Genomic DNA, 12,863 nt, shown 5'->3' with positions numbered 1-12,863 from the left:
CCTCGCCCGCTGACCCCGGCCCCACCGGACCCGGCCCGGGCCCCGGCGCGCGGTGCGCGGTGCTCAGGTGCGGCTGAACAGCTCCTGCGCCTTGGTCCGCAGCCCCTTGCGCACGACGCCGAACGAGTCCGGGTCGCCCTTCATGATGGCCTCCGCCACGTCCTTGAGCTGCTCGAACTCGGCGTGCGGCGGGATCGGCGGGACGTCGGGGTCGCAGTGCACGTCCAGGACGACCGGGCGGTCGGCCGCCAGCGCCCGGTCCCACGCGGGCCCGATCTCCTCAGGCGCGTCGACGACGATCCCCTCCAGCCCGATCGCCCGCGCGAACGCCGCGTAGTCCATGTCGGGCAGGTTCTGCGACTCCTCGAACTTCGGCGACCCGCCCATCCCGCGCAGCTCCCACGTCACCTGGTTCAGGTCGTTGTTGTGCAGCACCGCCACGATCAGGCGCGGGTCGCTCCACCGCTCCCGGTAGCGGGCGATCGTCAGCAGCTCCGCCAGACCGTTCATCTGCATCGCCCCGTCCCCGACCAGCGCGACCGCCGGGCGGGACGGGTGCGCGAACTTGGCGCCGATCGCGTACGGGACGCCGGGGCCCATCGTGGCGAGCGTGCCCGACAGCGACCCGCGCATCCGCCCGCGGAACCGCAGGTCGCGGGCGTACCAGTTCGCCGCCGATCCCGAGTCGGCGGTGACGATGGCGTCGTCGGGCAGCCGCGCCGACAGCTCCCAGAACAGCAGCATCGGGTTCACCGGCTCGGCGGGGACGCGCGCCTGCCGCTCCACCGTCTCCCACCACCGCCGCACGTTCCCCTCGACGGTCTCCCGCCACGACCGGTCCTCCTGGCGGCGCAGCCGCGGGATGAGGGCGCGCAGCGTCGTGGCGGCGTCGCCGACCAGGTTCACCTCGGTCGGGTACCGCATGCCGATCATCTTGCCGTCCACGTCGATCTGGACGGCGCGCGCCGACCCGAACTCCGGCAGGAACTGCGAGTACGGGAAGTTGGACCCGACGATCAGCAGCGTGTCGCAGTCGCGCATCAGCTCATACGACGGGCGCGAGCCCAGCAGCCCGATCGGGCCGGTGACGTAGGGCAGCTCGTCCGACAGCACGTCCTTGCCGAGCAGCGCCTTGGCGACGCCCGCGCCGGTCACCTCGGCGACCTGCTGGACCTCCTCCACCGCGCCCCGCGCGCCCTGGCCGACCAGCAGCGCCACCCGCGACCCGGAGTTGATCACCTCGGCCGCGCGGGCGACCTGCTCCTGCGGCGCGCAGGTCACCGGCGGCTCGTATCCGGGCACCGACGAGGGGACCTGCTTGAAGGCGTGGGCGGGCGGGGAGTACTCCATCTCCTGAAGGTCCGCCGGGACGATGACCGCGGTCGGCGCCCGCTCGGCCAGCGCCACCCGGAACGCCCGGTCGATCAGGTTCGGGAACTGCTCGGGCACCATCGCCATCTGCACGTACTCGCCGGCCACGTCCTTGTACAGCGACAGCAGGTCGATCTCCTGCTGGTAGTGGCCGCCCATCGCGCTGCGCGCCGTCTGCCCCACGATCGCGACGACCGGCACGTGGTCGAGCTTGGCGTCGTACAGCCCGTTCAGCAGATGGACGGCGCCCGGCCCGCTCGTCGCGGCGCACACCCCCGCCTTCCCGCTGAACTTGGCGTAGCCGACGGCCTCGAACGCCGACATCTCCTCGTGCCGGGACTGGATGAACCTCGGGCGGTCGCCGGCCCTGCCGAACGCGGCGACCAGGCCGTTGATGCCGTCCCCCGGATAGCCGAACACCTGCTCGACGCCCCAGTCGCGCAGGCGCTCCAGGATGTGGTCGGCGACTTGCTTCGGCATGGCGCACTTCCCTGTGACGATGAGGACGCGGCGACGCTCAGGGCGTCCGCCGGACGATCCGCGCCCGGCACTCTCACCGCTTCCCGGGCCACGGGGTTGAAACCATGGTCGCGGGTATGCGGCAGGACATGTCTGTTTCAGCGCGGCGCGTTGACCGGGGCAAGGACCGGCAATCCGGGGCCGCGGCGCACCAGGGCGCGCCGCATCGGGGGGCGGGGGACGGGCGGCCCGGCGCGGCGCTCCGGCGGGCCCTCGCCGCGCGGGTGGACGGCGAGGTCCGCTTCGACCCCGGCTCCCGCGCCGCCTACGCCCACGACTCCTCCAACTACCAGCAGCCGCCCATCGGGGTCGTGGTCCCCCGGACCGTCGACGCCGCCGCCGAGGCCGTCGCGGTGTGCGCCGAGCACGACGCGCCCGTCCTGTCGCGCGGCGGCGGGACGAGCCTGGCCGGGCAGTGCTGCAACGACGCCGTCGTCATCGACTGGTCCAAGTACTGCCACCGCCTGGTGTCGCTGGACCCGGACGCGCGCCGCGCCGTCGTGGAGCCTGGCGCCTGCCTGGACGACCTGAACGAGCGGCTGTCGGGGCACCGCCTGATGGTCGGGCCCCGGCCGTCCACCCACGACGCCTGCACGATCGGCGGGATGATCGGCAACAACTCGTGCGGCGCGTCCGCGCAGGCGTACGGGAAGATGGCCGACTCCGTGCTGCGGCTGGAGGTGCTGACCTACGACGGGCTGCGGATGTGGGTCGGGCCGACCCCCGACGAGGAGTACGAGCGGATCGTGGACGCCGGCGGGCGCCGCGCCGAGGTCTACCGGGCGCTGCGCGGCCTGCGCGACGACGGCATGGAGCTGATCCGCACCCGCTACCCCGCCATCCCGCGCCGCGTGTCCGGCTACAACCTCGACTCCCTGCTGCCCGAGCACGGCCTCAACGTCGCCCGCGCGCTCGTCGGGTCCGAATCCACGCTGGTCACCGTCCTGCGCGCCGAGATCCGCCTGGTGCCGGTGCCGCGCTTCCAGACGCTCATCGTGCTCGGCTACGACGACGTGGCCGCCGCGGGCGACGCGGTGCCGCGCGTCCTGCCGTCCGAGCCCCTCGCGCTGGAGGGCATGGACGACACCCTCCTCGACCTCGCCAAGGAGCACCGCCTGGCCGACCCCGGCGCCCTGGACGAGATGCCGCGCGGCACCGGCTGGCTCATGGTCCGGTTCGGCGGCGACACCCAGGACGAGGCAGACGGGCGCGCCCGGCGGCTCATGGAGGACCTGCGGACCTCGCCCGCCGAGCCCCGGTGCGCGTACGTCCGCGACCCCGCCGGGGAGGAGAAGCTCTGGCGGATCCGCGAGGCGGGCCTCGGCGCGACCGCCTACCCGCCCGGGCACCCCGACACGCGCGAAGGCTGGGAGGACTCCGCCGTCCCGCCCGAACGGCTGGGCGACTACCTGCGCGACTTCCGGGCCCTGATCGACGACTTCGGCTACGGGCCCGTCTCCCTCTACGGGCACTTCGGGCAGGGCTGCGTGCACACCCGGATCCCGTTCGACCTGGAGGACGCCCCCGGCGCCGGGCGCTACCGCGAGTTCGTGGAGCGCGCCGCGCGGCTCGTGGCGTCCTACGGCGGGTCGCTGTCGGGCGAGCACGGCGATGGGCAGTCCCGCGGCGAGCTCCTGCCGATCATGTTCGGGCCCGAGGTCGTGGAGCTGTTCGAGCGCTACAAGGCGATCTTCGACCCGCGCGGCCGGATGAACCCCGGGAAGATCGTCCACCCGTACCGGCTCGACGAGAACCTCGACCACCTCGCCTACCGCCCCGCCGAGCCGGGCACCTCCTTCACCTTCCCCGACGACCACCACCGCTTCACCCACGCCGCCGCCCGCTGCGTCGGGATCGGCAAGTGCCGCTCGTCGTCGGGCGGCGTGATGTGCCCGAGCTACCGGGTGACGGGGGAGGAGGAGCACTCCACCCGCGGCCGCGCCCGGATCCTCATGGAAATGATGCGCGGCATGCCCGCCCCGCAGGGGTCCCCGTCCGGGCCGGACCCGTCGGCACCCGGGCCGGGCGGCGCGGTGGTCATCACCGACGGGTGGCGGTCGGACGACGTCCGCGGCGCCCTCGACCTGTGCCTGGCCTGCAAGGGCTGCCGCAGCGACTGCCCGGTGAACGTGGACATGGCCACCTACAAGGCCGAGTTCCTGTCCCACCACTACGCGGGCCGCCTGCGCCCCGCCGCGCACTACTCTATGGGCTGGCTGCCGCTCTGGGCGCGGCTCGCCGCGATGGCGCCCGGCGCCGTCAACACCGCCATGGGCGTCCCCGGCCTGGACCGGCTCATCAAGCGCGCGGGCGGCATCGACCCCCGCCGCGCCCTGCCGCGCTTCGCCGGCGAGCGGTTCACCGACTGGTTCAGGCGCCGCGAACCGCCCCGCGCCCAGGGCGGCCGCCGCGTCGTCCTGTGGCCCGACACCTTCACCGACAACTTCCACCCGCACATCGGCAAGGCCGCCGTCCGGGTGCTGGAGGCATGCGGGTACCGGGTGGAGGTCCCGCCGCGCCCGGTGTGCTGCGGCCTGACGTGGATCTCCACCGGGCAGCTCGGCGTCGCCGCCCGCGTCCTGCGCCGCACCTCGGCCGTCCTGGCCCCCAGGCTGCGCGCGGGCGTCCCGGTGATCGGGCTGGAGCCGAGCTGCACCGCCGTCTTCCGCTCCGACGCGCCCGAGCTGATGGCGGGCGGCCCGGCCGAGGACGACGTCAACCGGCTGCGCGACCAGACCAGGACGTTCGCCGAGCTGTTGGACGAGCACCAGCGCGAGGCCGGCGGGCCCTCGCCCGTCGCGTCCCGCGACGTCCTGGCGGGCCTGGACCGCCGCAAGACCCGGGCCATCGCCCAGCCGCACTGCCACCAGCACGCGATCATGGGGTTCGGCGCCGACGAGCGCGTGCTGGCCCGCGCGGGCGTCGAGGCCGAGACGCTCGACGTCGGCTGCTGCGGCCTCGCGGGCGACTTCGGGTTCGAGCGCGGCCACCACGAGGTGTCCACCGCCATCGCCGAGCAGGGCGTCTGGCCCGCCGTCCGGGACGCCGCGCCCGGCACCGCCGTCCTGGCCGACGGGTTCTCCTGCCGCACGCAGATCGAGGCGGGCACCGGCGCCCGCCCCCGCCACCTGGCCGAGCTCCTCGCCGACCTGCTGCCCCGGGAGCCCGGGTGACCGCCCTGGCGGCCTCGGCTGAACCCCCCTCCGGCGGGACGGTCCGGCCTCGCGAGGAGCCCGGCAACGGCCTGGCCCTGCGCCGCGAGGACGCCGCCCCCTACCGCGTCGCCTGACATCATTCGGCATCATCTGCCGCCGGGTCAGGTGGCCGCCGGGGACGGGCCGAGCTCGGCCAGCAGGCCCGCGAGCGTGTCGCCGAGCGGCGCGTCCAGCGTCACCAGCGCGTGCGCGTCGCCGCGGGTGGCGCCCCGGTTGACGATCGCGACCGGGATGCCGTGCCGCGCCGCGTGGCGCACGAACCGGTACCCCGACAGCACCGTCAGCGACGACCCGAGCACCAGCAGCGCGCCCGCCCCCTCGGTCAGCGCGTAGCAGTCCCGGACGCGGGCGGGCGGCACGTTCTCGCCGAAGAACACCACGTCGGGCTTCAGCAGGCCCCCGCACCGGTCACAGTCCACCACCCGGAACCCCTCGACCCGGTCGTCGTCCAGGACGGCGTCGCCGTCGGGGTTGACCACCTCGGCCGCGCCGTCCCAGCCCGGGTTGGCGTCGCGCAGCCGCCGGTCGAGGTGCTCGCGGGACGAGCGGGCACCGCACGCCAGGCAGACCACCCGGTCCAGGCCGCCGTGCAGCTCGACCACGCCCCGCGCCCCGGCGGCCTGGTGCAGCCCGTCGACGTTCTGGGTGATGATCCCGGCCACCAGCCCCCGGCGCTGCAGCTCGGCGACCGCCCGGTGCCCGGCGTTCGGCAGGGCGCGGGCGATGTGCCGCCAGCCCAGATGGCTGCGCGCCCAGTACCGCCGCCGCGCCGCCGGGCTCCCGGTGAACCGCTGGTAGGTCATCGGCTCGGCCCGCCGCAGCCGCCCGGTCTCGCCGCGGTAGTCGGGGATGCCCGACTCGGTCGACAGGCCCGCGCCGCTCAGCACGACCACGTCGCCGTCCGCCACGAGATCGGCCAGCATCCGGAGCCCGGGCGCGGCCACCGCCGCCCCGGCCTCCCCGTCCACAACCTGGGTCACTCCTCCATGGTGCCCGACGAACGGCGCCGCCGGACCCCCGCGCCGGGCGCCGCCCGCCCCGCGGCGCCGCCGGTCACCCGCCCGGCCCGCCGTGGCCGTCCAGCATGCGGACCATGTGCAGCTTGGCGACGGGCCGCCCGCCGACCAGCAGGGCCCGCGGCTCGCGGCCCCACACCTCGAAGCCGCAGGACCTGTACAGCCGCTCGGCGGGCAGGTTGCCCTCCGACACCGTCAGCCCGACCTGGAGCAGCCCGGCGGACGCGGCGATCTCCAGGATCCGCTCGACCAGGGCCCTGCCGACGCCCTGCCCGCCCGCGTGCGGCGCCACCGCCATCCCGAACAGCGTCGCCTGGTGGCGCTCCTGGCGGCGCGGCGGGACGGCGATGCCCGCGCTGCCGACCAGGTCGCCCGCCGCGTCGAACGCGCCCAGCACGGCGTCGTCCGGCCGTCCCGGCGGGACCAGCCGCCGGACCGTCGCCGACAGCGGCCTGGCGCTCTCCTCCTCGAAGCTGGACGTGAACGCCGCGGGGAAGTCCCGCAGCGCCCGCAGGCGGAAGGCCCGGTACCGTTCGGCGTCGTCCTCGCCCAGCCTGCGCAGGACGACGCCCCGGTCAGTGGCGGCGGGCACCGGCGCACCGCGCGGCGCGCCAGCGGCGCCCCGTCCCGCCCTCAAAGCCGTCGATCATGATCGGCAACGTAGGCCGCGCCCCTGACGGCTGTCAACATCCGCCCCGGTCAGCGCCCGGGACGGCCCGCGGCACTCAGCGATCGGACCTGCGGGCCGGGTTCTCCAGCTGGAAGAAGTTGCTCTGCGCCCCGTCCTTCTTGTGCTCCTGGTAGAGGAAGTTGAGCCTGCGCTCGTCGAAGGTCCGGAACCAGTCGTCCCAGGAGATGTGCTCCAGGTTCTCCCCGCCGTAGCCGGGGAAGTCGAACAGCAGCCTGCCCGGCCTGCCGCCGTACTCGCTGCCCGGCACGGTCGCGGGCGCGGCGCCGCGCTCCTCGGCCCACCGCCGGATGGCCTCGTGGTCGGTGGTGACCAGGCTCTGGCCGGGCCGCTCCTCGTGCTCGTCCGGTGTGGTCACCTCGTGCTGGTACTTGTGCTCGCCCTGGATCGGGTGCGACTGTCCCATGGCGCGTTCCCCCTGTTCACAACCGGTGGTCGGTGTCAGGGCTGTCGTACCCGCCCATCGGCCGGCTAACGGGACGCGGCGCCGGCCGTGCCGCCCGCGGAACGTCGCGCTGACCACCGTCGCGCCCGCGTTGCCGGACGGCGGGAACCGGGGAAGGGGACGTCCGAAAAGGCGGTCCGGTTTGCCCGCCGGGCTGGAGGACATCCGGTAGGCACCCCCCGTGGGGCGCCCCGGCGCCCCTCGACCGACCGGAGGCCCGACATGCTCGCGATCGTCGCCGCGATCGTCTTCGTTCTCGCCCTGCTGTTCGACCTGGCCGAGGTGACCTCGGACGCGCTGGACTACCAGACCCTGATCACCCTCGGTCTGCTCCTGCTCGCCCTCCACCTGGCCGGCGTCGGCGGCGGGACGGACTGGCGCCCCCGCCGCTACAGTCGCCGCCGCCGCTAAAAAATCTACAACGTAAAGGCCGCGGCCTGTTCCACCGGCGAACCCACCGTCCGACCGGCCGGGCCCTTCAGTCCACCTGCCGGCCCTGTGCGAACGCGCGCAGTCCCGGCAGGTCCACGACCGTGATCTTCCGCCAGCCCGTGCTGACCAGGCCCCGCCTGCGCAGGCTGTTGAGCGCGCGCGCGACCGTCTCCCGGGAGGCGTCCATCCAGCTCCCGAGCTCCTCCTGCGACAGCGGCGGCGCGATGTCGACGCTGCCGTCCGCCGCCGGCGGGCAGTGCCGCGCCGACAACTCGGCCAGCTGCGCCAGCAGCAGCGCCAGCCGCTGCGCGCCGCGCGCCGACACGTGCGCCTGCAAGCGCCGGTCGGCGTCGTCCAGGCGCCGCACGAACGTCCCGCTGACCAGCAGCCACACCTCCGGATGGGCGTCCAGGAACCCGGTGAACCGCGCGGCGGGCACCACCAGCGCCCGGATCGGGCTCAGCGCGGTCACCGTGGCCGACCGCTGCCTGCTGCCGAGCACCGCGCTCTCGCAGACCAGGTCGCCCGGCCCCCGCACGGCCAGCACCACCTCGTGGCCGTCGGCGGTGGACGAGCACACCTTCGCCCACCCCGACTCGATGACCATGATGTGGTCGGACTCCTCGCCCTGGTAGCACAGGGGCGTCCGCGGCTGGAACCCGCGCGGCCGCGACACCTGCCGCAGCGTGGTGCGCTGCGCCGCGTCCAGCGCGCCCCAGAACCCGTCGCGGCGCCGCGGCGGCGGGCCGGGCGCGGGGGCCGCGGCCCGGCCGCCGGGGGAACCGGTCCTTTCACTCATGAGGGGTCCGTCTCCCGAGCCCGCCCCCACGCAGGGCTCGTGGTCGGCTCCGATGGACGGGCGCCCGGGGGCCGCCGGGTGAACCGGTACCCGCGGCAAGTGGGGGGAGTGGGGCGGTGAGGCCCAGTGCCGCGGATACCGGTCCGCTCATGCGGCCGCCGCGCCCTGAACGCGCGTCATGCCCGCTCCCGCGGCGGTGTCCGTGCTGCCCGCATGTCCCAAGGAAAGCCCCTCATTGATCACAAGGCTGCACTCGCGGGCACCGCGTGTCTGCGTCACCTGACACATTGCGCCGAGACGGAGTCAACCTCCCGGGTCATCCACGGGGCCCGCCGGGCGCCTGGTGGGGCCTGCCCCACCTCGGCACGGCGGCGTGCTGGATGGCGGGCGGCCCCGCCCGCGGGCAGCCTGGTCCGCATGACGCCGTCCTCGCCGCTCTCGCGCCGCCGCTTCCTCGCCGCCTCCGCCCTGGCGGGCTCGTCCGTGCCGGTCCTGGGCGGCACCGCCGCCGCGGGCCGCCCGCCGCGCCCGTCCGGCGACCCGCTCCCGGCGCTGCGCGCCGCGGCCCGCCCGCTGCGCTCCACCGAGCCGGCCGGCCCCCTGGACGATCTGCGCCCGCTCGGCCGCGCCGTCGGCGGCGCCCTCGTGGTGGGCCTCGGCGAGGCCACGCACGGCTCCCACGAGTTCTTCGCGATGAAGCACCGGGTGTTCCGGTACCTGGTCGAGCACAGGGGGTTCCGGACGTTCGCGCTGGAGGACGCCTGGAGCACCGGGCTGCTGATCGACGACTACGTCCTGCACGGCAAGGGCGACCCGCGCACGATCATGAAGGAGGAGCTGCGGGGCAAGACCCCCTGGGAGACCCGCGAGTTCCTCGACCTGTTCCGGTGGATGCGCGCCCACAACCTGCGCAGCCCCCGCAAGGTGCGGTTCATGGGCGATGACATGAACGTGCCGACGCTGGGCAAGGAGCTCACCGGCAAGGTCATCGGCTACGTGCGCGGCCGCCGTCCCGCCCTGGTGCCGGAGTTCGAGCGGCTCTACGCGCGGCTGCTGTCGCTCGCCGACTCCGATGCCCTGCTCGCGCTGCCGCTGGAGCGGCGCCGCGAGATCGACCGGCTCACCACCCGGGCGTACGACCTGCTCGCGACGCTGCGCCCGGCCCCCGGCGCCGGCCGTGAGGCGTTCGAATGGGCGCTCCAGCACGCCCGCTCCATCGTCCAGACCACGAGGCTGCACTCCTTCGACTACACCACCCCCGAGGGCGCCAGGGCGGGCATGCTCTTCCGCGACGGGGCCATGGCCGAGAACGTCCGCTGGTGGCGGCTCCGCACCGGGCACAAGATCCTGCTGTCCGCGCACAACGGGCACGTCGGATACGTCCCCGACGACCCCGGGAGCTACCCCAAGACGCAAGGGGCCTTCCTCAGGGAGCACTTCGGCGCGCGCTACACCAACATCGGCTTCACCTTCTACCAGGGCTCCTTCCAGGCCCGCACCGACGACGGCCCGGACCTGAAGCGGATCACCGTCGGCCCGCCGGAGCCCGGCGGCAACGAGGCGACCCTCGACAGGGCCGGCCCCGCCAGGTACTTCCTGGACATGCGGACGGCACCCGCCCCGGCCCGCGCGTGGCTCGCGCAAAAGCGCCCCACCCGCAACATCGGCACCGGCTGGCCCGAGGAGCCCTACGACATCGCCCTCGGCCCCGCCTATGACAACCTGATCCACCTGCACTCGGTCGAGGCGGCCGTCCTGCTGTGAGCGGGCCCCCGGCCGTCAGCGCTTCAGGGCGTTGAGCAGGCGGTTCACCGGGCTGGTCAGGTTCCACCGGTCGGCCAGCTCCACCAGGGCCTCGGGGTCGCGGGGGGAGGACGGCAGGCGGTCGTCGAGGGCGGCCAGCTCCGGGGCGTCGATGCCGGTGACCACGCGCACCACCGTCTCGGCCGACGCCAGATAGCCGCGGGCCGCCTCCATCCGGCGGCGGGCGCCCGCGGGGAAGCCGGCGTCGGTGCCCGAGTCCAGCGCGGCGAGGATGCCCGCGACCGACCCGAACCGGGTGACCAGCGCCGCCGCCGTCTTGTCGCCGACGCCGGGCACGCCGGGCAGGCCGTCGCTGGGGTCGCCGCGCAGCGTCGCGTAGTCGGCGTAGGCGCGGCCCGGGATGCCGTACTTGGCCGTGATCTCCTTCTCGCCCATGATCTGCAGGTTCCGGATGCCGCGCGCGGTGTAGAGGACGGCGACCGGGGCGCGGTCGTCGACGAGCTGGAACAGGTCGCGGTCGCCGGTGACGATGTCGACCGGGCCGCCCGCCGCGCCGCGGACCGCCAGGGTGCCGATGACGTCGTCGGCCTCGTAGCCGGCGACGCCCGCGCGGGCCAGGCCGAACGCGTCCAGCACCGCGTCGATGACCGGGAGCTGCGCGGACAGCGCGTCCGGGGTCTGGTCGCCGCCGTCCTCGGCCACCCGGTGCGCCTTGTAGGACGGCAGCGCCGCCACCCGGAACGCGGGCCGCCAGTCGGCGTCCATGCAGCACACGAGCCGGTCGGGGGAGCGGTCCTGGACGAGCCGCGCGATCATGTCGACCAGGCCCCGCACCGCGTTCACCGGCGTGCCGTCCGGGGCGGTCACCGACTCGGGGACGCCGAAGAAGGCACGGAAGTACAACGACGGCGTGTCCAGCAGCATCAGCCCGCTCATGGGTTCATGCTCCCACGGGCCCCGGACAGGATCAGGTCACCTGGACGGCCAGGACGCAGGTGTCGTCGTCGGGGTTCGCGGCGCCGAGGGAGCGCAGGACGTGGTCGATGACCGCGTCCGGGCCCGCGCCGGAGCGCTCCTGCACCGCCTCGCGCAGCAGCCGGAACCCGTCGGCGAGGTCGCGGTCACGGCGCTCGACGAGCCCGTCGGTGTAGAACACCAGCAGGTCGCCGCGCTGGAGGCGGGTGATGGCGAGCTCCATGTGCGGCGCCTCCAGGGCGCCGAGGAGCACGCCCTCGGGGGCGTCGAGCATCTCGGCCCGGCCGTCGCGCAGCAGCAGCGGCGGCGGGTGGCCCGCCTGCGCCCAGGTCAGCACGCGGGGACCGGGCTCGTAGCGCGCGGCGATGGCGCTGGCGGTCAGGGCGCGGTGCCGGTCCAGCAGCAGCCGGTTGAGCCAGGTCAGCAGCCGGTCGGGGGCGGCCCCGGTGCAGGTGAGGCCGCTGAGGGCGTTGCGCATGCGCGCCATCCCGGCGGCGGCGGGCAGCCCGTGGCCCGACACGTCCCCGATGGCCAGGAAGACCTCCTCGTCCGACAGCGCCGTCGCCTCGTACCAGTCGCCGCCGACCCGCGTCTCGCTCTGCGCGGGCAGGTAGCGGACGGCGGCGCGCAGGCCGGGCAGCGTGCGCGGGCCCCGGGGCAGCGGCAGGATCGCGCGCTGCAGCTCGACCGCGATGTGGCGCTCCTCGGCCATGCGGCGCCGCTGGCGCATGAGCCGGCGGCGGGTCGCGGCGAGCATCTCGTCGCAGCGGCGGCGCTGGGAGACGTCCTGGAACACGGTGTGCAGCGCGACGGGCTCGCCGAGCGCGTCCAGGATCGGCTCGGCCATCACCCGCACGTGCCGGACGCCGGTGCCGGTGCGGATCCGCAGCTCCAGGTCGGCGGGCTCGCGGCGGACCAGCAGCGTGCGCATGAGGTGCTCGGCGTGCGGGAGGTCCTCGGGGACGACGTGGTCGGCGAGCGCCTCCAGCGGCGGCGGGCCCGCCGCCGCGTCCCGGCCGAAGATCTCATACAGCTGCCCGGACCAGCGGGCCGCGCCGGTGACCAGGTCCCAGCGCCCCCAGCCGAGGTTGCCGAGCCGCTGCGCCTGCGCGAGCTGCGCCGCGAGGTCGGCGGAGCCGTCGGGGAACCGCCAGCCGACCAGGACGCCGCCGCCGGTCCGGCACGCCCGCACGCTGAGCCCCGCGGGCCCGGCGCGGCCGCCGGGCGCCCCGGCGTGCTCGCCGGGCCCGCGCCGCAGCGGGACGCCGGTCTCCAGCACCCGGACGTACTCCTCGAACAGCCCCGCCACCGCGAGGCCGGGGTCGTGGTCCAGCAGGCGGGCGCCGTCGCGGCGGCCCGCGAGGCCGGCGGCGTCGGCGTTGACGGCCTCGACGTGGAAGTCGACCACCCGCCCGGACGCGTCGCGGACGGGGGTCAGGAACGCGGCGGGGTCCTGCATGACGTCCAGCACGGCCCGCGGCCACGGCACGGCGGCGTGCGCCTGCGGCGGAACGGCCTGCGGCGGGACGACCTCCGGCGGGACGGCCTGCGAGGAGACGGCGGGCGGGGGCGCGCCGAGCGTCAGGCGGGCGGATCCGGGCGCCGCACCGGCCGCCGCGTCGGGCATCGCGTCGGGCAC

At 75.4% G+C, this 12,863-nt stretch carries 10 protein-coding genes; 3 read left to right on the top strand and 7 right to left on the bottom strand.

Annotated features, from left to right (window positions below; all coding sequences use genetic code 11):
* Positions 1-63: 63 nt before the first annotated feature.
* Complete coding sequence (locus tag E1298_RS34555; protein ID WP_131900867.1) at positions 64-1,851, bottom strand: thiamine pyrophosphate-requiring protein; 1,788 nt, start codon at positions 1,849-1,851, stop codon at positions 64-66.
* A gap of 128 nt (positions 1,852-1,979) precedes the next feature.
* On the opposite strand from E1298_RS34555, the gene E1298_RS34550 reads away from it, so the two are divergent.
* Entirely contained in the window at positions 1,980-5,063 is a 3,084-nt protein-coding gene (locus tag E1298_RS34550) for an FAD-binding and (Fe-S)-binding domain-containing protein (RefSeq protein WP_131900865.1), read from the top strand.
* 143 nt (positions 5,064-5,206) lie between these two features.
* Here E1298_RS34550 and E1298_RS34545 read toward each other — a convergent pair whose 3' ends face one another.
* The 3 genes from E1298_RS34545 to E1298_RS34535 all read right to left on the bottom strand — a co-directional run bounded on the left by E1298_RS34545 (position 5,207) and on the right by E1298_RS34535 (position 7,215).
* Entirely contained in the window at positions 5,207-6,028 is an 822-nt protein-coding gene (locus tag E1298_RS34545) for an NAD-dependent protein deacetylase (RefSeq protein WP_131900871.1), read from the bottom strand.
* A 130-nt stretch (positions 6,029-6,158) separates the two neighbouring features.
* Positions 6,159-6,713 (bottom strand): GNAT family N-acetyltransferase, encoded by a 555-nt coding sequence (locus E1298_RS34540; RefSeq protein WP_131900863.1) that lies wholly within the window; start codon positions 6,711-6,713, stop codon positions 6,159-6,161.
* 133 nt (positions 6,714-6,846) lie between these two features.
* A complete protein-coding gene (locus tag E1298_RS34535) occupies positions 6,847-7,215 on the bottom strand; it encodes a hypothetical protein (RefSeq protein WP_131900861.1) in 369 nt (122 codons plus the stop codon).
* Between the two features lie 261 nt (positions 7,216-7,476).
* Between E1298_RS34535 and E1298_RS34530 the strand changes: the two genes are divergently transcribed.
* Positions 7,477-7,665: a hypothetical protein gene (locus E1298_RS34530; protein WP_131900859.1), complete on the top strand. Its 189-nt coding sequence runs from the start codon at positions 7,477-7,479 to the stop codon at positions 7,663-7,665.
* A gap of 67 nt (positions 7,666-7,732) precedes the next feature.
* Here E1298_RS34530 and E1298_RS34525 read toward each other — a convergent pair whose 3' ends face one another.
* Complete coding sequence (locus tag E1298_RS34525) at positions 7,733-8,485, bottom strand: Crp/Fnr family transcriptional regulator (protein WP_131900857.1); 753 nt, start codon at positions 8,483-8,485, stop codon at positions 7,733-7,735.
* Positions 8,486-8,902: 417 nt separating this feature from the next.
* On the opposite strand from E1298_RS34525, the gene E1298_RS34520 reads away from it, so the two are divergent.
* Positions 8,903-10,249, top strand: coding sequence for an erythromycin esterase family protein (locus E1298_RS34520; protein ID WP_131900855.1), 1,347 nt, complete (start codon positions 8,903-8,905; stop codon positions 10,247-10,249).
* Between the two features lie 15 nt (positions 10,250-10,264).
* Here the strand turns inward: E1298_RS34520 and E1298_RS34515 are convergent, their stop codons facing one another.
* On the bottom strand, positions 10,265-11,185 hold the full coding sequence (locus E1298_RS34515; RefSeq protein ID WP_207945002.1) for a 5'-3' exonuclease: 921 nt from the start codon (positions 11,183-11,185) through the stop codon (positions 10,265-10,267).
* 31 nt (positions 11,186-11,216) lie between these two features.
* A partial coding sequence (locus tag E1298_RS34510) for a PP2C family protein-serine/threonine phosphatase (RefSeq protein ID WP_131900853.1) occupies positions 11,217-12,863 on the bottom strand: 1,647 nt, incomplete at its 5' end.

It is taken from the genome of Actinomadura rubrisoli, assembly GCF_004349215.1.
Lineage (GTDB): Bacteria > Actinomycetota > Actinomycetes > Streptosporangiales > Streptosporangiaceae > Spirillospora > Spirillospora rubrisoli.
The sequence above is the reverse complement of the archived record's forward strand: the minus strand, read 5'-3'. Positions and strand labels throughout refer to the sequence as shown.

Bases quoted from the DNA above. Each gene is read 5' to 3' on its own strand.
- E1298_RS34555 (WP_131900867.1), bottom strand. From the start codon at position 1,851: ATGCCGAAGCAAGTCGCCGACCACATCCTGGAGCGCCTGCGCGACTGG.
- E1298_RS34550 (WP_131900865.1), top strand. From the start codon at position 1,980: ATGTCTGTTTCAGCGCGGCGCGTTGACCGGGGCAAGGACCGGCAATCC.
- E1298_RS34545 (WP_131900871.1), bottom strand. From the start codon at position 6,028: ATGCTGGCCGATCTCGTGGCGGACGGCGACGTGGTCGTGCTGAGCGGC.
- E1298_RS34535 (WP_131900861.1), bottom strand. From the start codon at position 7,215: ATGGGACAGTCGCACCCGATCCAGGGCGAGCACAAGTACCAGCACGAG.
- E1298_RS34530 (WP_131900859.1), top strand. From the start codon at position 7,477: ATGCTCGCGATCGTCGCCGCGATCGTCTTCGTTCTCGCCCTGCTGTTC.
- E1298_RS34525 (WP_131900857.1), bottom strand. From the start codon at position 8,485: ATGAGTGAAAGGACCGGTTCCCCCGGCGGCCGGGCCGCGGCCCCCGCG.
- E1298_RS34520 (WP_131900855.1), top strand. From the start codon at position 8,903: ATGACGCCGTCCTCGCCGCTCTCGCGCCGCCGCTTCCTCGCCGCCTCC.
- E1298_RS34515 (WP_207945002.1), bottom strand. From the start codon at position 11,185: ATGAGCGGGCTGATGCTGCTGGACACGCCGTCGTTGTACTTCCGTGCC.